Source organism: Pseudomonas sp. Leaf59 (assembly GCF_920984685.1).
In the GTDB taxonomy this organism is placed as follows: domain Bacteria; phylum Pseudomonadota; class Gammaproteobacteria; order Pseudomonadales; family Pseudomonadaceae; genus Aquipseudomonas.
In genome coordinates, this window is the sequence record NZ_CAKLBR010000006.1 from 212,918 (window position 1) to 234,785 (window position 21,868).

Sequence of the window (21,868 nt, forward strand, 5' to 3'; positions counted from 1 at the left end):
TCAGAACAGGAAATACCGCTGCGCCATCGGCAGCACCTCGGCCGGCTCGCACCACAGCAGCACGCCGTCCGCCTTGACCTGGTAGGTCTGCGGGTCCACTTCGATGTCCGGCAGGTAATCGTTGTGGATCAGGTCGGTTTTCTGCACGTCACGGCAGCCCTTGACCACCGCAATCTGCTTTTTCAAGCCCAGGGCCTCGGGCAATCCGGCGTCCTGCGCCGCCTGGCTGATAAAGGTCAGGCTGGTGGCGTGCAGCGAACTGCCAAAGCTTGCGAACATCGGGCGATAGTGCACCGGCTGCGGCGTGGGAATCGACGCGTTGGCGTCGCCCATCAGGCTTGAGGCAATCGCGCCGCCCTTGAGAATCAGCGTCGGCTTGATACCGAAAAACGCCGGACGCCACAGCACCAGATCGGCCCACTTGCCCACTTCAATCGAACCGACAATATGGCTCACGCCGTGGGTGATCGCCGGGTTGATGGTGTACTTGGCGATGTAGCGCTTGGCGCGGAAGTTGTCGTTGCCGGGGCCGTCGCCGGGCAGCGGGCCGCGCTGTTTTTTCATCTTGTCGGCGGTCTGCCAGGTGCGTGTGATCACCTCGCCGACCCGGCCCATGGCCTGGCTGTCGGAGCTGATCATCGAGAACGCGCCGAGGTCGTGCAGGATGTCTTCGGCGGCGATGGTCTCGCGGCGGATGCGGCTTTCGGCGAAGGCCACGTCTTCGGCAATGCTCGGGTCGAGGTGATGGCAGACCATCAGCATGTCCAGGTGTTCGTCGATGGTGTTGCGCGTGAACGGTCGCGTCGGGTTGGTGGAGCTGGGCAGCACGTTGGGGAAACCGCAGGCCTTGATGATGTCCGGCGCGTGGCCGCCACCGGCCCCTTCGGTGTGGTAGGTGTGAATGGTGCGGCCCTTGAGCGCGGCCAGGGTGGTTTCGACGAAGCCGGACTCGTTGAGGGTGTCGCTGTGAATCGCCACCTGCACGTCGTATTGGTCGGCCACGCTCAGGCAGTTGTCGATGCTGGCTGGTGTGGTGCCCCAGTCTTCATGCAGCTTCAAACCGATGGCGCCGGCCTTGACCTGTTCGATCAACGGTTCGGGCAGGCTGGCGTTGCCCTTGCCGGTGAAGCCGATGTTCATCGGGAACGAATCGCTGGCCTGGAGCATGCGCGCCAGGTGCCAGGGGCCGGAGGTGCAAGTGGTGGCGTTGGTGCCGGTAGCCGGCCCGGTGCCGCCGCCGATCATGGTGGTGACGCCGCTGGTCAGCGCCTCTTCGATCTGCTGCGGGCAGATGAAATGCACGTGGCTGTCGATGCCGCCGGCGGTGAGGATCATGCCTTCGCCGGCGATCACTTCGGTGCTGGCGCCGATGGCCATGGTCACGCCGGGTTGAATGTCCGGGTTGCCGGCTTTGCCGATAGCGTGGATGCGGCCATTCTTGAGGCCCACATCGGCCTTGACGATGCCCCAGTGGTCGATGATCAGCGCGTTGGTGATCAACGTGTCGACCACTTCGTGGGCGAGCAGCTGGCTCTGGCCCTGGCCGTCGCGGATCACCTTGCCGCCGCCGAATTTGACCTCTTCGCCGTAGACGGTGAAGTCCTGTTCCACTTCGACGAACAGCTCGGTGTCGGCCAGGCGGACCTTGTCACCGACGGTGGGGCCGTACATGTCGGCGTAGGCTTGGCGGCTGATTTTCATGTGTGTGAACCCTGAAAAAATGTGTTGAATGTGAAACCGCTATCGGGAGCCAGCCCCCTCCCACAGGGGAGCGTACTTCAACTGTGGGAGGGGGCTTGCTCCCGATGAGGCCCTAAAGATCACCCATGATTCGGCCGGCAAACCCGAACACCCGCCGCCCACCGCTCAAGTCCACCAACTCGATGTCGCGACTCTGCCCCGGCTCAAAGCGCACCGCCGTGCCCGCCGGAATATTCAGGCGCATGCCCCGGCTTGCCGCGCGGTCGAAGGTCAGCGCGTCGTTGGTCTCGAAAAAGTGATAGTGCGAGCCCACCTGAATCGGCCGGTCGCCGCTGTTGGCCACGCTCAGGGTGACGGTGCGGCGGCCGACATTCAGTTCGATCTCGCCAGGCTGGATCTGATATTCACCAGGAATCATGCAGGTTGCCCCAGGGTCTTGAAGTAGATGGCGGTCGGGCTGTAGCGCCCGTCCGGGCTTTGGCAGTAGTCGGGCAGTTCACCGACTTTGGTGTAGTGCAGCGATTGGTAGAAAGCTTCCGCGCCGGAGCCGGCCTCGGTGTCCAGATACAAGAGGCCGCGCCGGTGCTGGCGCGCGGCGAGTTCCAGCGTGTTCATCAACTGCTGGCCCAGGCCATGGCGTCGCGCGCTGCTGTGTACCAGCAGCTTTTGTACTTCGGCGCGGTTGCGCCCGTTGGCTTTCTGGCATAGCGCCAATTGCACGCTGGCAATCACCTGCTCGTCGCGCACCACTACCCACAGCAGCAGGCTCTGGTCTTCGATGCTGGCTTGTACGCCGGTCAGGTAGGCGCGGGCCTGGGCCTCGTCGAAGTCGGCCATGAAGCCGACCGAGGCGCCATGCTGTACCGCGTCCAGCAACAGCTCGATCAACCCCAGGCGGTAGTGGGCAAAACTTTCAGCATTGACTCGACGCAGTTGCGCAGTACTCATCGATGTCACTCCTTGGGCGGTTCGGCGCCCGGGTTCAAGGCCAGTTGCATGAAGGTCAGGTCCAGCCAGCGGCCGAACTTGATGCCCACTTGCGGCATCTGCCCGGTGGTGACGAACCCCAGGCGTTCGTGCAGGCGGATCGAGGCCAGGTTGCCGCTTTCGATGGCCGCGACCATCACGTACTTGCCGCAGGTGCGCGCGCGTTCGATCAGGGTTTCCATCAACCGTGGGCCCAGGCCTTTGCCGCGCTGGTCGTTGCGCACGTACACCGAGTGTTCGACGCTGTAGCGAAAGCCTTCGAAGGGCCGCCAGTCGCCAAACGAGGCGTAGCCGGTGACCTCGTCGTTTTCGATCGACACCAGAATCGGATAGCCCAGGGCCTGTCGCGCCTGGAACCAGGCCTGGCGGTTGGCCAGATCCACCGGTTGCTCGTTCCAGATCGCCGTGGTGTTGAGCACCGCATCGTTGTAGATGGCGCAGATCGCCGACAGGTCGCTTTCAATGGCGTCACGAATCATGGCCGGCCTCTCACGCGATGGGCTGGTGGACGGTGACCAGCTTGGTGCCGTCCGGGAAGGTGGCTTCCACCTGGATATCCGGAATCATCTCCGGGATGCCTTCCATCACCTGTTCGCGGCTGAGCAGGGTGGTGCCGTAGTGCATCAGGTCGGCGACGGTGCGGCCATCGCGCGCGCCTTCCATCAGCGCAGCGGAAATGTAGGCGATGGTTTCCGGGTAGTTGAGCTTCACCCCGCGTGCCAGGCGGCGCTCGGCAACCAGGCCGGCGGTGAAGATCAGCAGTTTGTCTTTTTCCCGTGGGGTCAGATCCATGGTTCAAGGTCCTTCAGACTACATTCATAAAAACACTGGAGATCCCTGTGGGAGGGGGCTTGCTCCCACAGTGCTGATCTTCATGTGCTCCAGATTCTCGGTGCTACCGCTTCCCGTCCCAGCACCGCCGGGCGCAGCAAACGCCATAAATCAATCAACCAGGCCCGCGCCTGCAGCGCTTCACTGGCCAGGCAGCGGGCCACCAGCAGCCCGGGCAGTTGGGTCAGGTCGCCGCGCACCGCATGGGGCAGGGCGCGGCAGGCTTCAAGTAAGTCAGGATCGATGTCGCCGGTGAGCAGCAGGGTGGCGAACACCGGTTGCCCGTCCAGGCCGATGGGTGAGTCGAGCAGGCCATCGGCGCCCACAATGCGCTGGCGCTCATGCCAGAGCAACTGGCCGTCGCGGCGGATATCCAGGTGCGACTGGAAGTGGCCCAGGTCAAAGCGCTCATCGCTGGCCGGGCGACCGAGGGCGACCACGTCCCAGTAGAACAACCGTGCATCGCCCTGCAGCTCAATGCGTGTGGTCAACTCGGCCTGGGCGGCGCTGAACACGATGGTTTCCTGGGGCAGCCACTCCAGCGTGGCGCCGGCCTCCACCGTCAGTTCGAGCTGTTGATACGCCGGACCACTGGCGCGGTACCACTTGGCGGCGCCGGGGCTGGTCAATTGTGCCCACGCCCCTTCGCCAACGTGGGCGCGGATATCCAGCCGATCACCGCCGGCAATGCCGCCGGGCGGGTGCACGATGATGTGCTGGCACACCTCGGGGCCTTCGGCGTAGAGGTGCTTTTGCACGCGCAGCGGGCCGCTGTGCCGGCGCATCACCGGGCGCGTGGTATCGCCGAAACGCGCGTAGCCGAGGTCCAGCGCGGCGTGCCAGCTGGGGGTGAACAGGGCAGGGGAAACGGGCAGGTTCATGGTTTCTGGCTTAGTGTCGGGACGCCACAGGTTAGATGGTTACGAGGCCGCGTACACCCTCGCTTTGCATATTTTCGCCACGGCCCTGCTGCACGATTTCACCCCGCGACATCACCAGGTACTGGTCGGCCAATTCGGCGGCAAAGTCGTAGAACTGCTCCACCAGCAGGATCGCCATGTCGCCGCGCGCCGCGAGTTTTCTGATCACCGCGCCGATCTCCTTGATCACTGACGGCTGGATGCCTTCGGTCGGTTCATCAAGAATCAGCAGACGCGGACGGCTGGCCAGGGCGCGGCCGATTGCCAATTGCTGTTGCTGCCCGCCGGACAGGTCGCCGCCGCGTCGATGTTTCATCTGCAGCAGCACCGGGAACAGCTCGTAGATGAACGCCGGCACTTCCTTGGCCTCGGCGCCAGGAAAACGCGACAACCCCATCAACAGGTTCTCCTCCACCGTCAATCGAGCGAAAATTTCCCGGCCCTGGGGCACGTAGGCAATGCCGGCGTGCACGCGCTGGTGCGGCTTGTAGCCGGTGATGGCTTTGCCTTCCCAGTTCACTGCGCCTTCCCTGGCCGGCAGCAGGCCCATCAGGCACTTGAGCAGGGTGGTCTTGCCCACGCCGTTGCGTCCGAGCAGGCAGGTGACTTCGCCGATCTTCACGTCAAACGAAAGCCCGCGCAGGATGTGGCTACCGCCATAGTACTGGTGCAGCTTGTCGACTTGCAGCATGTTCAAATACTCCTCAAATCGTGCGGGGGCCTGGCTTCTGTGGCAAGCAGGTGTGCATACCACGCACTTTTCAGCGACCGAGGTAAACCTCGATCACCCGCTCGTTTTCCTGCACCTGTTCCAGCGACCCTTCGGCCAGCACGCTGCCCTGGTGCAACACGGTCACGTGATCGGCAATCGAACCGACAAAGCCCATGTCGTGCTCCACCACCATCAGCGAATGCTTACCCGCCAGGCGCTTGAACAGCTCGGCGGTGAACTCGGTTTCGGCGTCGGTCATGCCTGCCACCGGTTCATCCAGCAGCAGCAGTTGCGGGTCCTGCATCAGCAGCATGCCGATTTCCAGAAACTGTTTTTGCCCGTGGGACAGCAACCCGGCCGGGCGCTGCACCGAGGCGGTCAGGCGAATGGTCTCGAGCACTTCCTCAATGCGGTCCTTCTGCTCGCCACTCAGGCGCGCACGCAGGCTGGCCCATACCGACTTGTCGGTCTTCTGCGCCAGCTCCAGGTTTTCGAACACGCTGAGCGCTTCGAACACCGTGGGCTTCTGGAACTTGCGACCGATGCCGGCCTGGGCAATCTGCACTTCGCTCATGCTGGTCAGGTCCAGGGTTTCGCCGAACCAGGCCTTGCCGTGGCTGGGGCGGGTTTTGCCGGTGATCACGTCCATCAGCGTGGTCTTGCCTGCGCCGTTGGGGCCGATAATGCAGCGCAGTTCGCCGACGCCGATGTACAGGTTCAGGTCGTTGAGCGCCTTGAAACCATCGAAACTGACGCTGATGTCTTCCAGGGTCAGGATCGTGCCGTGGCGCGTATTGAGGCCCTTGCCTGCGGCCTGGCCGAGGCCGATGGCATCGCGGCCGCTGCCCGCATCGAAGATAGGTTCCAGCATGACGTTCCTCATTTTTTCAGCAGCCCGATCACGCCCTTGGGCAGGTACAGGGTGACGATGATGAACAGCGCGCCAAGAAAGAACAGCCAGTATTCCGGGAAGGCCACGGTGAACCAGCTCTTCATGCCATTGACCACGCCGGCGCCGAGCAGCGGCCCGATCAGCGTGCCGCGTCCGCCCAGTGCCACCCACACGGCGGCTTCGATCGAGTTGGTCGGCGACATTTCGCTGGGGTTGATAATGCCCACCTGCGGCACATACAAGGCCCCGGCCAGGCCGCACAACACCGCGCTCAGCACCCACACGAACAGCTTGAAACCGCGCGGGTCGTAGCCGCAGAACATCAGGCGGTTCTCGGCATCGCGCAGGGCGGTGAGCACTCGGCCGAACTTGCTTTGCGCCAGGCGCCAGCCGATGTACAGGCTGGCGATCAGCAGCAGCACGGTGGCGATGAACAGCGCCGCGCGGGTGCCGGGCTCGGTGATGCCGAACCCGAGGATGCTGCGGAAATTGGTGAAGCCGTTATTGCCGCCAAAGCCGGTCTCGTTGCGAAAGAACAGCAGCATTCCAGCGAAGGTCAGCGCCTGGGTCATGATCGAGAAATACACGCCCTTGATCCGCGAGCGAAACGCGAAAAAGCCGAACACCAGAGCGAGCAATCCGGGAGCGAGCACCACCAGGCACAGGGCCCAGAGGAAATGGTCGGTGCCGGCCCAGTACCAGGGCAATTCCGTCCACGACAAAAAGGTCATGAACGCCGGCAGCTCATCGCCGGACGCCTGGCGCATCAGGTACATGCCCATGGCATAACCGCCGAGGGCGAAGAACAGGCCGTGGCCGAGGGACAGCATCCCTGCATAGCCCCACACCAGGTCCAGGGCGAGGGCGACAATCGCATAGCAAAGGATCTTGCCCACCAGCGTCAGGGTGTAGGCGGAAACATGAAAGGCGTTTTCCGGCGGCAACAATGACAGCAGCGGCAGGACCAGCAGCACCGCGAGGATCACCACGCCCACCGCAATCGTCACCTTGGGGCCGGCCTTTTGCGTGGCCGTGAGCATCAATGGCTGGTTCATCAGTCGATCACCCGTCCTTTCAGTGCGAAGAGTCCCTGCGGACGTTTCTGGATAAACAGAATGATCAGCGCGAGGATCAGGATCTTGCCGAGCACCGCGCCGATCTGCGGCTCCAGAATCTTGTTGGCGATGCCCAGCCCGAACGCGGCCATGACGCTACCGGCCAACTGACCGACGCCGCCCAACACCACCACCAGGAACGAGTCGATGATGTAGCTCTGGCCCAGGTCCGGGCCGACGTTGCCGATCTGGCTCAGCGCCACGCCGCCCAGGCCTGCGATGCCGGAGCCGAGGCCAAAGGCGAGCATGTCCACGCGCCCGGTGGGTACGCCGCAGCAGGCGGCCATGTTGCGGTTCTGGGTGACGGCGCGCACGTTGAGGCCCAGGCGCGTCTTGTTCAGCAGCAGCCAGGTCAGCACCACCACGAACAGCGCGAAGGCGATGATCACCATGCGGTTGTACGGCAGCACCAGGTTGGGCAGCACTTGAATACCACCGGACAGCCACGCGGGGTTGGCCACTTCGACGTTCTGCGCGCCGAACACCAGGCGCACCAGTTGGATCAGCATCAGGCTGATGCCCCAGGTGGCGAGCAGGGTTTCCAGTGGGCGGCCATAGAGGTGACGAATCACCGTGCGTTCCAGCGCCATGCCGATGCAGGCAGTCACGAAGAACGCCACCGGCAGTGCGATCAGCGGGTAAAACTCGATGGCGGCGGGCACGTAGCGCTGCATCAGCAGTTGCACCACATAGGTGGAGTAGGCGCCGAGCATCAGCATTTCGCCGTGGGCCATGTTGATCACCCCGAGCAGGCCGAAAGTGATCGCCAGGCCCAGCGCGGCCAGCAGCAGGATCGAGCCCAGGGACATGCCGCTGAACGCCTGGCCGAGGATCTCGCCAAACATCAGCTTGCGTTTGACCTGGGCCAGGCTGGTCTCGGCGGCGGTGTGCACGGCGGCATCGGTTTCCACGCCGGGCGCCAGCAGCGCATCGAGGCGAGTGCGGGCCAGCGGATCGCCGGTGCCGCCGAGCAGGCGCACGGCGGCCAGGCGCACCAGCGGGTCGCTGTCGACCAGTTGCAGGTTGGCCAGGGCCAGGCTGAGGGCAGTGTGCACGCCCTCGTCGGTCTCGGCGGCGACCTGCTGGTCGAGCAATTTGAGTTGCGCAGGCACGGCGCTTTTTTGCAGGGTGCGGGCGGCCGCCAGGCGCACTTTGGGATCGGCGGCAAGCAGTTGCTGGCTGGCCTGTACGTTATCGATCAGGCTGCGCAGGCGATTGTTCAGGCGTACGGTTTTGGTTTCGCCGTTGAGTGTGAGCTGGCCTTGTTGCAGGGCGTCCACCAGCTCGATGCGCGCCGGGTCAGGCTGGGCGGCCCAGTCCTGGAGCAGCTTGGCTTGTTGCATCGGGTTGGCGTTGATGAAGTCTTCGGCGTCGCTGGCGTGTGCGGCGAGGGGCAGCAACAGCAGAGCGGCGAGGATGACGCGGTAAAGGGCAGAGGGCATAAACAAATGTCCTGATCATGCGTGGACAGTGTGGGAGGGGGCTTGCCCCCGATAGCGGAGTGTCAGGTGAAACTTCTGTCACTGAACCACCGCCATCGGGGGCAAGCCCCCTCCCACATTTTTAACCTGTGGTGGGGGTTTAGTTGCTCTTCACCGCATAGTCCGGCTTCTTGTCATTGCCCGGAATGTAAGGGCTCCACGGCTGGGCACGGATCGGCTCTTCGGTCTGCCACACCACCTGGAACTGCCCGTCGGCCTGGATCTCGCCGATCATCACTGGCTTGTGCAGGTGGTGGTTGGTCTTGTCCATGGTAAGGGTGAAGCCGGACGGCGCGGCGAAGGTCTGGCCGGCCAGGGCTTCACGCACTTTGTCGACGTCGGTGGACTTGGCTTTTTCCGCTGCCTGCGCCCACATGTGGATGCCCACGTAGGTGGCTTCCATCGGGTCGTTGGTCACCGCTTTGTCGGCGCCCGGCAGGTTGTGTTTCTTGGCGTAGGCTTTCCAGTCGGCGACGAATTTCTTGTTCACCGGGTTCTCCACCGACTGGAAGTAGTTCCAGGCGGCGAGGTTGCCCACCAGCGGCTTGGTGTCGATGCCGCGCAGTTCCTCTTCGCCCACCGAGAACGCCACCACGGGCACGTCGGTGGCTTTCAGGCCCTGGTTGGCCAGCTCTTTGTAGAACGGCACGTTGGAGTCGCCGTTGACGGTGGAGATCACGGCGGTTTTGCCGCCGGCGGAGAACTTCTTGATGTTGGCGACGATGGTCTGGTAATCGGCGTGGCCGAAGGGGGTGTAGACCTCTTCGATATCCTTGTCCGCCACGCCTTTGGAGTGCAGGAACGAACGCAGAATCTTGTTGGTGGTGCGCGGGTAGACGTAGTCGGTGCCCAGCAGGAAGAAGCGCTTGGCGCTGCCGCCTTCTTCGCTCATCAGGTATTCCACTGCCGGGATCGCCTGCTGGTTGGGCGCCGCACCGGTGTAGAACACGTTTGGCGACATCTCTTCACCTTCGTATTGCACCGGGTAGAACAGCAGGCCGTTGAGCTCTTCGAACACCGGCAATACCGATTTGCGCGACACCGAGGTCCAGCAACCGAACACCACGGCGACCTTGTCCTGGGTCAGCAACTGACGGCCCTTTTCGGCGAACAGCGGCCAGTTCGACGCCGGGTCCACGACCACCGGCTCAAGCATCTTGCCGTTCACACCACCCTTGGCGTTGATCTCGTCGATGGTCATCAGCGCCATGTCTTTAAGGGACGTTTCGGAGATCGCCATCGTGCCGGACAACGAATGCAGGATGCCGACCTTGATGGTCTCTGCGGCCTGTGCGGTCCAGGTCAGGCTCATGGCGACGATGGAGGCGGAAAGAGTGAAAGCCTTGATCAAGCTGCGACGCTTCATGGTGCGATCTCCGAGAACCTGTTGGTGTTGTAAGGGCAGATGCAGGAGGCATTGCAAGGGGTGTGCCTAGTCGGAAAAGAGCACCTGTCGGTCGTTTCGCCAGGGGGCCTGGCGCGATGGCGCACCACAAGCGGGCAGGCGCAATTGATGGTGCGCTGCCAAGCGCCAAAATGACGCGCGTTAGCTATGTTCAAGCCAGGTTTGCAGCAGGACACCGTGGGGTACGAACCGCACAGTGTCAGCGAGAGCAACTATGTAGCGCCCGCGGCGTTGGCGAAGGGAGAGGATGAAACGCTTATCCATATTGCGTTTCGAGGTTTATGTCATGGATGCACCCCTCTCCCGGGAAAAGCGCGCCACTCTCGGCACCCTGACCCCCGCTTTTCTCAGCGCCGATGATGCTGCACGCTACGTGCACGAGCGCATCCCGCGCACCGCCGAGCAAGAGTACGGCAGCGTGATCCTGCAGCGGCTGTCCGATGATCTGTTTGTCGCCTCGCAACCTGTTGTTGGCCGCGCCAGCGCGTTTGACTGGACCCAACTGCTGGATCGCTCCGGACCCACCGCAGACTTCATTGACCCGACCGGCTACCGGATCGTGGCCAGCCTGCATTCCCACCCGGACATCGTTCAGTCCACCAGTCAATTGAACCCGTCGTGGTCGATGCCGCAGGTCAAGGCGTTTCTCAGTTTCTATTCCGAGCCGGATATTATTTTCAACTTCACGGAGCGCGCGCGATTCAGGCTGGCCTATTTGTCTGGCCCGGACGGCGCCTTGCTCAAGTATCAGGTGCACGACGTCAAGGCTGCCGAAGGCCATGTGAATTGGTTGAAGACGCAGGGTCCCTGGACCTCACCTGACGCGCCCGATGGGACCCTGGAAGGCGCGTTCAAAAAGCTCGCCAGTGTGGGCAAATTGACGTTCCTCGTATCCAGCCCGTCATGGGGCGGCTCCGTCGGCGAGGTGCCGCAGGATTGGCAACCGCTCAGACCGTTCACCAGCGAACCGCTGACCTTGCCCTGCGGGCCGGTGTTTCCCTCGCAGGACCTGGCGCTGAACTACGCTCAACAGCGCATTCAGCGCCAGCCCGCGTTGCAACAACAGGTGGTGATCCTGCAGCAGACGCTCTCGGAGCGTTACATCGCCAGCGAACCCGTCGCGGTCGAGCCGCTGTTCGATCCACTGCCGCCGCTCCCTGCCGGCTGCTACGTACGCGGCTTCTACGTGCAGGCGCGACCGTTGCCGGGCAATTACCCTGAACTGGAAGACTGGCTGTACAAAAACTTCATCAGCCCGATGCAGCTGGCCCGGCACATCGCCCACTACCGACATTTTGCCCGCAGCGTGCAATCAAACCTCGGTGCTTCGCTGTTCATCCGGCTACGTGATGAGGCGATCCTGTACTACCGCTTCTCTGGTTCGGCCGCCGAGTCGAAGCTGTTCGACGCGGGCAGCGACGGCACAGTCAATGACAACGGGCACCAGGCCAAACTCAAGGCCGGCACCTTGTTGACTCGAGCGTTCGTGCGCCAGGTGGCGCAGGCAGGTGAATTGTCGGTGCAGAAGACCAGTGCGCTGTGGGACCGCCTCGGTGTGGTCGAGGAGACGTGGGAACCCTACGCCGATTTTCCGTTGCCGGGGCTCAGTCGCCGTTTTCTGACGGCCGACGATGCGGTTCGCTACGCTCACGCCAGTATCGGCGGGCGTCGGGACAAGATGTCCGGCGGGCTCGTTTTGCAACGCAGTGACGGTCGCTTTGTGGTCACAGAACCTGTTGAGACGCCTGTGCGGGGATTGTTGCATGACGGCTGGTACCCAAAGGGCCGGTTGGGGAAAATGATTATTCTGCATGCAGGCCATCGCTTGAAAGGGCGCTACGGCGCCTGTCCAGGACTGTCGACGATGGAGACGGCCAATAGCGCCCGTCTCAAGTGGACGCACCAGGAAGCCGAACTGTATGGGCAAATGTTCACCGATCAGGAGGTCGAGGCGATTGTTCAGTCCGGGTTGCCGGGGTATTTGTCAGGGACACAGGACAGCTTGATCAGCTTCCAGCCAGGTCCCGCCCCAGGCAATTGGCGGCAGCAGTGGCAAGCCGATGCAGCCGGCGGGATGAGCCCCATCGCCAGGCAACTCGAAGACGGCAAGATCAAGCCAGCCGACGTGGTCCGCTCCCTTGTCGAGGGGGGCACCTTGCGGGTCATGACCGGCACGGCGCTGTGGGGGCCGGCCGAGAAAGTGGCAGTGGACTGGGGGCCTTTTGTTCGCGTGCTGGAGTTTCAGCGCCCGGTCGAGCTGAGTTACGGTGGGCTATTCGAAACGGCGGATGCGGCCGCGCTGGATGTCTACCATCGTCGGCCTGAGCGGGAACAGCAGCGCTATGCCGATCAGTACTTCGCCTTTATTTTCAAGCACGAAGAAAAACAGGAGTACCTCGCCAGCGAGCTCGTGGCGACCACGCGCAAGACACCGCTGCTGTCCCTCGCGGACGTATCCGCAAACCCGGTGCCTGAAGGTTTTGGTTGCTGTGGTGTGTACTACTCCCAGCAATGGTCGAATGAAGGCAAGACGAAATGGCTGGAACGTTTTTTTATCGCGCCGCAGGATTTGAGTATTGCGATTACCCAGTTACGTAACGCCCAGTCGCCGTCTACCCGGCAGCCTTCGTTGTATATCGCACCGCCCGAAGGTGTATTGCTACGCTATCGCTCACCCTCTACCAGCGCCTTGTTTGAAGCGCAAAGCGAAGGCGATACGTTTGAGACGGTCCAGGCCAAGCTGGATAGCGGTACCCTCTCTGCACCGGAGTTTGTCCACAAGGTGGCCAATTCGGGTGACCTGCAGGTCATCCGCTACAGTCATTGCTGGGACCGCCTGGGCAAGGTAACGGGGCAGTGGCAGCCCTACGCGCATATTCAGCGTCGCCGGTTGAGCCCCGCTTTCCTGTCGATGGACGATGCTGCGCGGTATGTGCGTCGGCGTGTGCCGGTGACAGCGCGCGTTTGCTACGGCGGTGCGATCCTGCGACGCGACGATGGCTGGTTCCTGGCCACCGAGCCGGTTGTGGTGCTCAATGAAGTGTTCGATATCAAGCAGATTTTTCCTGACAGGTTGGCCGACCTGGGGCTCCATCCTGTTCTCACCTCGGTGGTTGCGCTGTATCACTCAAAACCTGCGAGGCACATGCCGTTCCTGCTGACAGCCGAGCAGGCAGTGATCTACAGCGCCATGTTTTCCACGCGGGTCCTGGCCCAGGCCATGGCCGCCGTAGCCGATCACATGCATCACTATTCATTGGGGGCGGACGGATCATTGATCAGCCTGCTGATAACACCTCGCTCCAGGCTGATCAGCCGTCAAAATGTGGTATTGCACCCGCAAGGCCGCCACGATTGGCTGCATGGAGAGCTTGAGCGCAAGCTTCGCTCCGGCGAGTTGACGCCTTTGGAGTATGTGAAACTAGTAGCCTTGACCTACCCATTGCAGGTGGTGGTGGGCAGCGGGATGTGGGGTGAGCCGGGCCAGGTATCGAACTGGTGGCTCCCGTTCGCTTCGGCCGCCAGTACCGATCGGGGCTACCCCATGGCTCAAACTGATCCGTCCTGTAGCGCGATCTGCGCCCAACCGGACGACGCCGCACTGTGTGTACACCAGCAAGTGACGACGCGTGCCGAACTGAGTTTCGGTTACCTGCTCAAGTCCATGAAAAACGGCAACTTCACCGCGACGTTGCCAGTGGCCGACAGGGGCGCCAGGTTTGCTCATCGCCGGGTGTTCAGCGACGTCGGTTACCCCTACCGCTATGAAATGGCCGGGCTGTATTTTTGCGTGCCGCAGCACGCTGACTTTCATCCGGCGGGGTCGTCGGTGGCGGGGGCCAGCCGGTACCTGGGGCTGTTCTCGCCTGCTGATTTGAAAAGTGCGCTTGCGCTTCTGCATGCCACCGCGTCGCGCGCGGCCCTTCCGCTCTATATCTCCTGTGCGGACGGTGCGTTGCTCAAGTTCGTGATACAGGACAGGCAGTTTATCAAGCCCAATGACCTGCTCTTTTTAAGGCTGGGGTTGTTGAGTCCGCGTGATTATATTCGCCGCATGGCGTCGGCCGGGGAGCTGCGGGTGCTCCGCTCCAGCGCAAATTGGCCAGGGCTTGGCGTGGTCGGCGACGACTGGCAACTGGGCCATACACGAGCCGTTGCAGACCCGCGCGACAGCCGTTTGGTGCTGGGACCGATTCATTCCCATGCCGAAGATGCCGCGCACTATATCCATGGACGGGCGGGGACATTCAGCGGCGAACAGTATCTGGGTGCTCAACTGGCGAGCCAGGACGGTCTTTGCTACCTGCCAGTGCTTGCGCAGCCCGACGACGGTTTTCCCTCGGCAGTGGCCGAGCGATTGTTTCCTCAGGCGCGCTTTGCGGGCGGACCGAGCCCCTCCCTTGCGTTCCCGCTGCCGCAGTTGCCTCAGGGTTACCAGTTGAATGCTGCTCACCTGGTGTTTCATGCGGGGCTCGACCAGCCTGAAGCGGTCGGTGAAAGTGAGTACAGACAGTACTTCGTCTCCTGGCGTGAGCTGGGGTTCTACCTTCATGAGTTGAAACGCAAGGGGCTGCCTGTAAACCGAGTCTATCTATCGGTGCGCGATGGTGCGTTGTTGAGCTACATGCCGCGGTTCAGCAATGAAGAGGCCACGCTATTCGACACTGCCGCCAAGTGGTCGAAAGACGAGGGCTACTCAGCCGATGCACCAGCCCCTTCCAGGGTTGTCATCGAGCTGGCAGGCATTGGCGAGTTGCAAGTGATTCACCCGGGACGCTTCTGGAGGCTGCAGGGCAAGGTGGAGGCGGATTTCAAGGATGTGAATGGCAGTTTCGTCCCGGACAAGGACGAACTGTGAGCCGTTAGCGCTTGCGCATCAACCCGATGAAAAACAACCCGCCAATCGCCGCCGTGGCCACGCCAATAGGCAGGTCTTCGGGGGCGATCAGGGTGCGTGCGGCCACGTCGACCCACACCAGGAACAAGCTGCCCAGCAGCGCGCACACCGGCAGCAGACGACGATGCTCGGCGCCGACCAGGCGCCGCGCGATATGCGGCACCATCAGCCCGACGAAGCCGATGGAGCCGCTGATGGCCACCAGCACGCCAGTCATCAGCGAGGCCACCAGAAACACCTTCAGGCGCACCGTGCGCGCGTTGAGGCCCAGGGTCACGGCGGTCTGTTCGCCGGCCATCAATGCGTTGAGCGGTCGGGCCATGCCCAGCAGAATCAGCAAGCCCAGCAGTACCGTGACGGCGGGGATCGTCAGTAATTCCCAGCGCGCCAAACCGAGGCCGCCGAGCATCCAGAACATCACCGCCGACGCCGCGCGATGGTCGCCCATGAACAGCAGCAGGTTGGCGGCGGCCATCATCACGAACGATACCGCCACGCCGCACAGCAACAGGCGATCACTCTCCAGCCGGCCATTGCGACTGGCCACCGCCAGCACCACCAGCATGCTCGCCAGCGCGCCGATGAATGCGGCGATGGGCAGGGTCAGCAAACCGATGATTTCACCCACATGCAGCACCACGATCACCGCGCCGAGGGTGGCGCCGGACGTGACGCCGAGCAGGTGCGGGTCGGCCAGCGGGTTGCGCGTGACCGCCTGCAACACCGCGCCGATCAGCGCCAGGCCGGCACCCACCAGCGCCCCCAGCAGCATGCGCGGCACGCGGATCAGCCAGACAATATGCGCCTGCCCGGCCGGCCAGTTCACCTCGCCGAATCCAAAGGCCTTGTGCAGCAGGATGCGCCACACCACGTCCACCGGCACCCGCGCCGGGCCAAAACCCAGGGAGATCACGCAGGACACCAGCAACAGCGCACCGAGGGCGGCGAGCAACAGGGCGTAGCGACGACTGATCATTCGCCGTGGAACCCCTTGGCCAGGGTTTCCACCGCCTGCACGTTGTCGATGCCCGGCGTGGCCTGCACATAAGGGATCACGATAAAGCGCTGGTTTTTGATCGCGTCCACCCCTTGCAGCGCGGGGTTGTTGAGCAGGAATTGCTCTTTTTGGTCGGCAGTGATTTCGCTGTAGTCGACGATCACGATCACCTGCGGGTTGCGCTCCACCACGGTTTCCCAGTTAACCCGGGTCCAGCTCGCATCGATGTCGTCGAGGATATTGCGCCCGCCAGCGGCAGCGATCAGCGCCTGCGGCATACCCAGGCGCCCGGAGGTCATGGCGCGGTCTTCGCCACTGTCGTAGAGGAACACGCGAGGCTTGTCGGCCGGCAGGTCTTTTTGCACCTCGGCGACTTGCGCCTGCATCTGCGCGATCAGCACATTGGCGCGGTCCTGCACGTCGAAGATCCTGCCCAGGTTGCGCAGGTCGTTGTAAGTGTCGTCCAGGCTCGCGGCCTTGCGCTTCATCACGAACGCGCAGGACTCGGTCAGCTCATACACATTGATCCCCAAGGGTTGCAGGGTGGCGGGCGTGAGGTCGCCGCCCACGCGCATGCCGTAGTCCCAGCCGGCGAAGAAGAAATCCACGTTGGCGTTGAGCAGGGTTTCCACCGATGGGTACTTGCTCGCCAGTTCCGGCAGGCCGTCGAGGATCGCGGCCATCTCGGGCGTCACCGACTTCCAGCCAGTGACGCCGCTGTAGCCGGCCATGCGCGACTTGAGGCCCAGGGCGAGCATCATCTGGGTCATGTTGATGTCATGGCTGACCGCGTGTTGCGGCGCTTCCTGGAAGGTCACGTTGCGGTTGCAGCTTTTGATGGTCACCGGGTAATGGGTCGCTTCGGCGAACGCCTGGGCGGTGCCGAACAGCAGGGCGAGAGACAGCAGTGAGCGCAGCATCATGGTTGAGTTATCCAGGTGATTCGGGGGTAGCCGGACAAGGGGTGAGTGTCGATCAGTGCCTGCACGCCAAACACGTCGTACAGCAGTTCGGCAGTGAGGACTTCATGGGGCGTGCCGCTGGCGATGATGCGGCCGTGGTCGATCACATACAGGCGATCACAGAACGCGGCGGCCAGGTTGAGGTCGTGGATGCTGGCCAGGGTGCCGATGTGCAGGCGCTTGACCAGGCGCAGCAGCTCCAGTTGGTAACGCGGGTCGAGGTGATTGGTCGGCTCGTCGAGGATCAGCAGGTGCGGCTCCTGGGCCAGGGCGCGGGCGAGGATCACACGCTGCTTTTCGCCGCCTGAGAGGGTGGCGAAAGCGTGGTCTTCGAAGCCTTGCATGCCAACTGATTCGAGCATGCTGCACACCAACTGCCGGTCGTGCACGGTGTCGCCATCGAACAGGCCCTTGTGGGGCGTACGGCTCATGGCGACCACTTCATCCACGCGCAGGCCGAAGGCATCGGGGAACTCCTGCAGCACCACGGCGATGCGTTGCGCGCACCATTTGGCGCTTTGCTTCCACACGTTCTGATGTTGCAGCAGTACGTCGCCCTGGTCCGGTTTGCTGAAACGATAAGCGCAGCGCAGCAGGCTGGTCTTGCCGCTGCCATTGGGGCCTATCAGCCCCACGAATTCACCGGCGGCGACGTGCAGGCTGGCGTCACACAGGTGGAACTGGTGATGACAGCTGCCGTGGTCCCGTGGGGTCCAGGTGAGGTGGGTGAGGCTCAGTGCGGTCATCAATTTTCTCAGGTGCAGTGCAGGGTCTAAAGGTGGGAGGGGGCTGTGTGTAATGCCGGTCAGAAGGTGTAGTCCGCCGTGACGAACAGCGAGCGCGGCTCGCCTAGGATCCACTGTTGGCCGTCGTTGTACTGGCTGACGGCGTAGGTGCGGTCAAACAGGTTGTTCAGTTGCAGGCCCAGGGTGGTGTTGCGCAGGGCCTTCCATGACACGCTGGCGTCCACCACGGTGTAGCTCGGCAGCTCGTTCTGATTGGCCATGTCGGCATAGCGCGCGTCGACATACCGCACGCCGGCACCGGCGCGGATGCTATCGCTCACGGCCTTGCTCAGCCACAGGTTGGCGGTGCGGCGCGGCACGTCCACCGGGCGGTTGCCGTCGCGCGATACCTGCACGCCGCCGACGTCCTGCTGGAAGTCGTCGTACTGCGCACGCACGAGGGCGGCGTTGGCTTGCAGCTGCCAGGCATCGGGCAGTTGCAGGTCGAGGCTGGCTTCCAGGCCACTGGAGGATTGCTGGCCGACTTGCTGCTTGAGGTTCGGGTTGCCCGGAACGTCGGTCAGCAGCTTCTTTTTCACAATGTGGTAGGCCGCCAGGGTCCAGTCGCCGCGTCCGCTCCAGAACGCCTGCTTGATGCCGATTTCGCTTTGTCTGGCCGTGGACAGGTCGAACTGCTGCTGGCCCGGGCTCAGCGAGATCAGGCCGCCGACGCCGTCGGTGCTGGTGGCGTACTGGCCATAGAGCGAGGTGTCCGGCGTGATCGCATACACCAGCCCGGCCTTCCAGTTGTTGCCGGTCAGCGTTCTGCTTGTTTGGCTGCCATCGCGCAAATCATCGCGATCGACATGGGCGTAGTCGCGGCGAATGCCGGTAACCAGTGCGAGCTGGTCGGTGAGCTGCAGGCGGTTTTCGGCAAAACCTGCGACGGTTTTGGTGGTGGTGGCGAACAGCGGTTCGAACGGATCGGCGCTGGCAAACGGCCCCGGTTGCGGGTGGTTCACGTCGATGGGCTGGCCGTTGGCAAAGGTGTCGTCAAACGGCGAGTTGCTGGCCAGGCGAAAGCGGATGCGGTTGTACTCAATGCCGGTCACGGTCTGGCTGTCGAGACCGAACAGCGTGTGCTTGAAAGTGAAGGTCTGGCGATCACCCACCTGTTGCTGATTGTGCTTGATGCCGAAGTTACCGCTGCGGGTGAGTTGGCCGTTGGTGAAGTTGTAGTTCTCGGCGTTCTGCCAGCGGCGCTGGTTTTTCAGGTAGAACAACTCGTTGGTGGCGCTGACGCTGTCGTTGATCTGCCACTCGCTGGTCAGGCGCGTCCACTGGTCGTTGTAGTGTTGGGTGTCGTTGCTGACGTTGTAGTTCTTGTCGCGCAGGCCCTTGTGCAACTGGCCGTTGATCAAGGGGGTGCCGAAGTAGTTTTGCGGTTGCTGGTCGCCGTAGTCGCTGGCGAGGGTGAAGCTCAGGGTGTCCGCCGCTTGCCAGCGCAGGGCGCCGCTGACGAAGTCGCTGGCCGAATCGCCACGGTCGATGAAACCGTTGCTGCGCAGGCGATTGAGGTTCAGGCGGTAGCTCAAGGTGTCGCTCAGCGAGCCGCCGCTGTCGAGGGCTTGCTGCTGGCGGTCGTAGGAGCCGTAGCCGAGGCGCACGTGGTTTTCGATTTCGCCTTCGAACGGTTTTTTCGGCACCGTGTTGATCACCGCGCCGGTGGCGCCTTCGCCGTACAGCACCGAAGCCGGGCCGCGCAGCACGTCGACGCGCTCCACCGACCAGGTGTCCACCGGGAAGGTCGAGGTGCCCATGCCCATGTACATGCGGTTGCCGTCGTACAGCTGCATCACCGAACCCTGGCCGGTAAAACCGCGCGCCGACAACGAGGTGCCGCCGTCGCCCGGCGAGCCGGTGCGGCTGATGCCGGTGGCACGGGAGATGGCGTCCTGCACACTGGCATCGCCACGCTGGCGAATCTGCGTGCCGGTCTGGCTTTCGACGCTGCCCGGGGTTTGCAGGGCGCTGAGGTTAAGGCGCGAGCCAGCGGTGGTCGGGGTGTTCAGGTCGACCCGTTCGTCATCCACGGCGGGCGCGGTGACGGGGCTGGCGGGCAGGGTCAGGGCCTGGGCGCTGTTGTGCAAGGCGAGCAGGCACAGGCCGGACGCTAGGTACTTGTTCATCGGTCGATCAGTCTTCCTGGGGTGTGCTCGCCGCAGGGTGCGGCGAGCAACGATAACGCACAAAGTGTTATAAGTTAACACTTATCGGCTGCGTGACTAACGTCCGCGCAGCCTACACAAGCCTTGCGGCGTGGGCATCTCGCCGGTTTCACGCAGAACCTGAGGCGGATTCACCTTGAGCAAAAAGACGCGACAGCACCAGGCGATCGACTGCCCACACGGCGATCAACGAAGCGCCCACCAACGGGAAAATGATCGCCAGGCCGAGCATGATCAGCATCGCGGTTTTCCATTTCGGCAGGTCATGGCGCAGCGGCGGAACGCCCAGCCCGCCCATGGGCCTGCGCTTCCACCAGATCACCACGCCACTGACCGCGCTGAGCAGAATCATCAGGCAGATCAGCAGTACGATCAGCTGGTTGACCCAGCCGAACATCTTGCCCTCGTGCAGCATCACGCCGGTCTCGGTGGCGCGCGCCGCCAGGTTGTAATGCTGCCAGCGCACGTCGGCGAGGACCTTGCCGGTGTACTGGTCCACGTGCAGGGTGGCGTCATTGCGCGGGTCGTCGGCGAACACCGAGACCGTGAACACGCCCGTGGCAGTGGTGGGGAAGGTGATGCTGTAGCCGGGTTCGACCTTGCGCGCAGTGGCCAGGTCGACCACCTGTTGCAGGCGCACGCCGGGCGCGGCGGGGCCTGCATGCATGGCGCCGTGGTTCACGTGTTCGGCATGGTCGCCGGACATCGGCATCGGCGTGTTTTCCATCGCCCACGGCACCGTCTGCTGGCTGGCGCTGTTGAGGATGCGCGCCTGCTGGTCGGACTGCGGCACGTTGTTCCACATCGCCGCCGGGAAGGTGTTCCACAGGGCGGCGTATTGCTTGCCCCAGAAGCCGGTCCAGGTCATGCCGCTGAGCAGCATCACCAGCAGGAAGGCCGCGCCCCAGAAGCCGGCGACGGCGTGCAGGTCGCGCCACAGCAGGCGGCCCCTGGCGTTCAGGCGCGGCCACAAGACCCCAGCCGATGACTTGCCACGCGGCCACCACAGGTACAGACCGGACACCACCAGCATGACCCCCCAGCCGGCGGCGAGCTCCACCAGGCGGTCGCCGGTGGTGCCGATCATCAATTCACCGTGCAGTGCGCGGGCGATGGCTTGGAGGTTGTATTTGGCGTCCTGCTCGCCAAGCACGTTGCCGCGATAGGGGTCGACGAACACGGTTATTTCGCGGCCGTTGTTGTGCATGACGAATTGCGCGCTGCGGGTGGCGTCGGTCGGTGGCAGGTACTTGCTGATCGTCGCCTGCGGGTAGGCGGCCCTGGCGCGTTGCAACTGTTCATCGGCGCTGAGGGCGTGTTCAGCGCTTTTTACGTTGAGCAGGTCGGCGTACATCAGCGGGTCGAGCTGGGGTTTGAACAGGTAGATGATGCCGGTGAGGGCCAGCAGCACCATGAACGGGGCCACGAAGAGGCCGGCGTAGAAGTGCCAGCGCCAGGCGAGGTTGTAGAAGGATACTTTTTGGGGGGTCATCAGGGGCTCCGCAAGCCATGAATATTGGATGCCGATTGGGCCGTCATCGGGAGCAAGCCCCTCCCACACATTTACAGGTGCGAAGGGGGCTAGCTCCCGATGCTTTTTACAAGCACAGGGTGTGAAGGGCCTACGCGGCAGCGGGCGGAGCGCGGCTACGGGCGCCGGGGAAGGTACTTTGCCGGGCATGGCCCAGGCGCGGAGCGGGGGTAAGGGCGGCTATCGGCGGCGGAATGTCGAGGGCGACCCAGGACACGCCGCCGGGCAGGGCAGGGCAACTGAACAGCAGGTCGCAGTAGCCGCATTTTGCCCAGAGTGCGTGATGATCGTCGGGGGCTTGAGGGTGATGGGAGTTGCCGTGGTGTGCCGGCATGTCCATGGACATGCCGACGTGATGATTCATCGGCATCGCCTGGGAAATCAGCGGACCGATAAAGATCATCAGCATGGCGAACAGGCTGACCCAGCCGCCGCGTGTCAGGCGGTGGCGTGCAGACAACCCGGCGCGAGAGGCGCCCATCGA

Annotated in this window: 18 protein-coding genes; 1 reads left to right on the top strand and 17 read right to left on the bottom strand. The window is 63.2% G+C overall.

The window, feature by feature from the left end; translation table 11 throughout:
• The 11 genes from ureC to urtA form a co-directional block, all read right to left on the bottom strand.
• On the bottom strand, positions 1–1,701 hold the full coding sequence (ureC, locus tag LUB09_RS09265) for an urease subunit alpha (protein WP_209988027.1): 1,701 nt from the start codon (positions 1,699–1,701) through the stop codon (positions 1–3).
• Positions 1,702–1,813: 112 nt separating this feature from the next.
• Positions 1,814–2,119 carry an urease subunit beta gene (locus tag LUB09_RS09270; RefSeq protein ID WP_003236142.1) on the bottom strand — a complete coding sequence of 102 codons (306 nt, stop codon included), beginning with the start codon at positions 2,117–2,119 and terminating at the stop codon, positions 1,814–1,816.
• Entirely contained in the window at positions 2,116–2,649 is a 534-nt protein-coding gene (locus LUB09_RS09275; protein WP_231422411.1) for a GNAT family N-acetyltransferase, read from the bottom strand. Before LUB09_RS09275 ends, LUB09_RS09270 begins: the two co-directional genes overlap by 4 nt.
• A gap of 5 nt (positions 2,650–2,654) precedes the next feature.
• Positions 2,655–3,167: a GNAT family N-acetyltransferase gene (locus LUB09_RS09280; protein WP_209988033.1), complete on the bottom strand. Its 513-nt coding sequence runs from the start codon at positions 3,165–3,167 to the stop codon at positions 2,655–2,657.
• A 10-nt stretch (positions 3,168–3,177) separates the two neighbouring features.
• Positions 3,178–3,480 (bottom strand): urease subunit gamma, encoded by a 303-nt coding sequence (gene ureA / locus LUB09_RS09285; RefSeq protein WP_003171437.1) that lies wholly within the window; start codon positions 3,478–3,480, stop codon positions 3,178–3,180.
• An 80-nt stretch (positions 3,481–3,560) separates the two neighbouring features.
• A complete protein-coding gene (locus tag LUB09_RS09290; RefSeq protein ID WP_231422412.1) occupies positions 3,561–4,400 on the bottom strand; it encodes an urease accessory protein UreD in 840 nt (279 codons plus the stop codon).
• A 31-nt stretch (positions 4,401–4,431) separates the two neighbouring features.
• Entirely contained in the window at positions 4,432–5,130 is a 699-nt protein-coding gene (urtE, locus tag LUB09_RS09295) for an urea ABC transporter ATP-binding subunit UrtE (RefSeq protein ID WP_209988035.1), read from the bottom strand.
• 70 nt (positions 5,131–5,200) lie between these two features.
• Positions 5,201–6,034: an urea ABC transporter ATP-binding protein UrtD gene (urtD, locus tag LUB09_RS09300; protein WP_231422413.1), complete on the bottom strand. Its 834-nt coding sequence runs from the start codon at positions 6,032–6,034 to the stop codon at positions 5,201–5,203.
• On the bottom strand, positions 6,031–7,098 hold the full coding sequence (urtC, locus tag LUB09_RS09305; RefSeq protein ID WP_231422414.1) for an urea ABC transporter permease subunit UrtC: 1,068 nt from the start codon (positions 7,096–7,098) through the stop codon (positions 6,031–6,033). Before urtC ends, urtD begins: the two co-directional genes overlap by 4 nt.
• Positions 7,098–8,600 (bottom strand): urea ABC transporter permease subunit UrtB, encoded by a 1,503-nt coding sequence (gene urtB / locus LUB09_RS09310; protein ID WP_231422415.1) that lies wholly within the window; start codon positions 8,598–8,600, stop codon positions 7,098–7,100. The genes urtC and urtB overlap by 1 nt, the downstream gene beginning before the upstream one ends.
• 139 nt (positions 8,601–8,739) lie before the next feature.
• Complete coding sequence (gene urtA, locus LUB09_RS09315; RefSeq protein WP_231422416.1) at positions 8,740–10,005, bottom strand: urea ABC transporter substrate-binding protein; 1,266 nt, start codon at positions 10,003–10,005, stop codon at positions 8,740–8,742.
• Between the two features lie 286 nt (positions 10,006–10,291).
• Between urtA and LUB09_RS09320 the strand changes: the two genes are divergently transcribed.
• A complete protein-coding gene (locus LUB09_RS09320) occupies positions 10,292–14,902 on the top strand; it encodes a DUF4329 domain-containing protein (protein WP_231422417.1) in 4,611 nt (1,536 codons plus the stop codon).
• Between the two features lie 4 nt (positions 14,903–14,906).
• Here LUB09_RS09320 and LUB09_RS09325 read toward each other — a convergent pair whose 3' ends face one another.
• The 6 genes from LUB09_RS09325 to LUB09_RS09350 form a co-directional block, all read right to left on the bottom strand.
• Positions 14,907–15,917, bottom strand: coding sequence for a FecCD family ABC transporter permease (locus LUB09_RS09325; RefSeq protein WP_231422418.1), 1,011 nt, complete (start codon positions 15,915–15,917; stop codon positions 14,907–14,909).
• Positions 15,914–16,861, bottom strand: a complete 948-nt coding sequence (locus LUB09_RS09330) for an ABC transporter substrate-binding protein (RefSeq protein WP_231422419.1) — start codon at positions 16,859–16,861, stop codon at positions 15,914–15,916. Before LUB09_RS09330 ends, LUB09_RS09325 begins: the two co-directional genes overlap by 4 nt.
• Positions 16,858–17,646, bottom strand: a complete 789-nt coding sequence (locus tag LUB09_RS09335; protein ID WP_231422420.1) for an ABC transporter ATP-binding protein — start codon at positions 17,644–17,646, stop codon at positions 16,858–16,860. Before LUB09_RS09335 ends, LUB09_RS09330 begins: the two co-directional genes overlap by 4 nt.
• A 59-nt stretch (positions 17,647–17,705) precedes the next feature.
• On the bottom strand, positions 17,706–19,814 hold the full coding sequence (locus tag LUB09_RS09340) for a TonB-dependent receptor (protein ID WP_231422421.1): 2,109 nt from the start codon (positions 19,812–19,814) through the stop codon (positions 17,706–17,708).
• A gap of 148 nt (positions 19,815–19,962) precedes the next feature.
• Positions 19,963–21,345 carry a PepSY-associated TM helix domain-containing protein gene (locus LUB09_RS09345; RefSeq protein WP_231422422.1) on the bottom strand — a complete coding sequence of 461 codons (1,383 nt, stop codon included), beginning with the start codon at positions 21,343–21,345 and terminating at the stop codon, positions 19,963–19,965.
• A gap of 130 nt (positions 21,346–21,475) precedes the next feature.
• Positions 21,476–21,865, bottom strand: a complete 390-nt coding sequence (locus LUB09_RS09350; protein ID WP_209988060.1) for a DUF2946 domain-containing protein — start codon at positions 21,863–21,865, stop codon at positions 21,476–21,478.
• Positions 21,866–21,868 lie beyond the last annotated feature (3 nt).

What these genes read in the sequence shown, in the direction of transcription:
- ureA (WP_003171437.1), bottom strand. Translation starts at nt 3,480, where the DNA reads ATGGATCTGACCCCACGGGAAAAAGACAAACTGCTGATCTTCACCGCC.
- LUB09_RS09345 (WP_231422422.1), bottom strand. Translation starts at nt 21,345, where the DNA reads ATGACCCCCCAAAAAGTATCCTTCTACAACCTCGCCTGGCGCTGGCAC.
- LUB09_RS09270 (WP_003236142.1), bottom strand. Translation starts at nt 2,119, where the DNA reads ATGATTCCTGGTGAATATCAGATCCAGCCTGGCGAGATCGAACTGAAT.
- LUB09_RS09350 (WP_209988060.1), bottom strand. Translation starts at nt 21,865, where the DNA reads ATGGGCGCCTCTCGCGCCGGGTTGTCTGCACGCCACCGCCTGACACGC.
- urtD (WP_231422413.1), bottom strand. Translation starts at nt 6,034, where the DNA reads ATGAGGAACGTCATGCTGGAACCTATCTTCGATGCGGGCAGCGGCCGC.
- LUB09_RS09275 (WP_231422411.1), bottom strand. Translation starts at nt 2,649, where the DNA reads ATGAGTACTGCGCAACTGCGTCGAGTCAATGCTGAAAGTTTTGCCCAC.
- LUB09_RS09340 (WP_231422421.1), bottom strand. Translation starts at nt 19,814, where the DNA reads ATGAACAAGTACCTAGCGTCCGGCCTGTGCCTGCTCGCCTTGCACAAC.
- urtE (WP_209988035.1), bottom strand. Translation starts at nt 5,130, where the DNA reads ATGCTGCAAGTCGACAAGCTGCACCAGTACTATGGCGGTAGCCACATC.
- urtC (WP_231422414.1), bottom strand. Translation starts at nt 7,098, where the DNA reads ATGAACCAGCCATTGATGCTCACGGCCACGCAAAAGGCCGGCCCCAAG.
- LUB09_RS09325 (WP_231422418.1), bottom strand. Translation starts at nt 15,917, where the DNA reads ATGATCAGTCGTCGCTACGCCCTGTTGCTCGCCGCCCTCGGTGCGCTG.
- LUB09_RS09330 (WP_231422419.1), bottom strand. Translation starts at nt 16,861, where the DNA reads ATGATGCTGCGCTCACTGCTGTCTCTCGCCCTGCTGTTCGGCACCGCC.
- urtA (WP_231422416.1), bottom strand. Translation starts at nt 10,005, where the DNA reads ATGAAGCGTCGCAGCTTGATCAAGGCTTTCACTCTTTCCGCCTCCATC.
- LUB09_RS09290 (WP_231422412.1), bottom strand. Translation starts at nt 4,400, where the DNA reads ATGAACCTGCCCGTTTCCCCTGCCCTGTTCACCCCCAGCTGGCACGCC.
- LUB09_RS09280 (WP_209988033.1), bottom strand. Translation starts at nt 3,167, where the DNA reads ATGATTCGTGACGCCATTGAAAGCGACCTGTCGGCGATCTGCGCCATC.
- LUB09_RS09320 (WP_231422417.1), top strand. Translation starts at nt 10,292, where the DNA reads ATGAAACGCTTATCCATATTGCGTTTCGAGGTTTATGTCATGGATGCA.
- urtB (WP_231422415.1), bottom strand. Translation starts at nt 8,600, where the DNA reads ATGCCCTCTGCCCTTTACCGCGTCATCCTCGCCGCTCTGCTGTTGCTG.
- LUB09_RS09335 (WP_231422420.1), bottom strand. Translation starts at nt 17,646, where the DNA reads ATGACCGCACTGAGCCTCACCCACCTCACCTGGACCCCACGGGACCAC.
- ureC (WP_209988027.1), bottom strand. Translation starts at nt 1,701, where the DNA reads ATGAAAATCAGCCGCCAAGCCTACGCCGACATGTACGGCCCCACCGTC.